This window comes from Halobellus sp. Atlit-38R (genome assembly GCF_003665925.1).
Classification (GTDB): Archaea; Halobacteriota; Halobacteria; order Halobacteriales; family Haloferacaceae; genus Haloquadratum; species Haloquadratum inordinatus.
Map to the genome: position 1 here is coordinate 1 of NZ_QXIJ01000366.1, position 446 is coordinate 446.

General features: G+C 70.2%; 1 protein-coding gene and 1 pseudogene. One reads left to right on the forward strand and one right to left on the reverse strand.

Annotated elements, in window-relative coordinates; genetic code table 11:
- Positions 1-122: pseudogene (locus D3D02_RS19865) on the forward strand (inorganic phosphate transporter); the annotation flags it as partial.
- A 27-nt stretch (positions 123-149) separates the two neighbouring features.
- Here the strand turns inward: D3D02_RS19865 and D3D02_RS19870 are convergent.
- The coding region (locus D3D02_RS19870) for an undecaprenyl diphosphate synthase family protein (protein WP_147435806.1) at positions 150-446 on the reverse strand (297 nt) is incomplete at its 5' end.

The following is a 446-nucleotide window of genomic DNA, read 5'->3' on the forward strand; positions in this document are numbered from 1 at the left end:
CGTCCGACCTGTTCAACCCCGGGACGAGCGCTCGCGTCGTGCTGATGCAGAACGTCGTGCCGATCCTCTCGACGGTCGGCGCGCTGGTGACGTTCGCCGTGCTATTCAGGTTCGTCTGGTAGGGCGGGGTCGGCGTCTCGCGGGGTCGGTCACCTGCCGAAGCGGCGCTGGCGGTCCTGGAAGTCCAGCACCGCGCGCAGGTACTCGCGCCGGCGGAAGTCGCGCCAGTTCACGTCGGTGAAGTAGAGCTCCGCGTACACCGACTGCCAGATGGCGAAGTCGGAGAGCCGCTCGGCGCCGGTCTTGATCACGAGGTCCGGCTCCTCGGGGAACAGCAGCCGCTCCGCGATGTCCGTCTCGTCGATCGCCTCGGGCGTCACCTCGCCGTCGGCGACGTCGCCGGCCAGTTCGCGGACCGCGCCGGCGAACTCCGCCTTCCCGCCGAG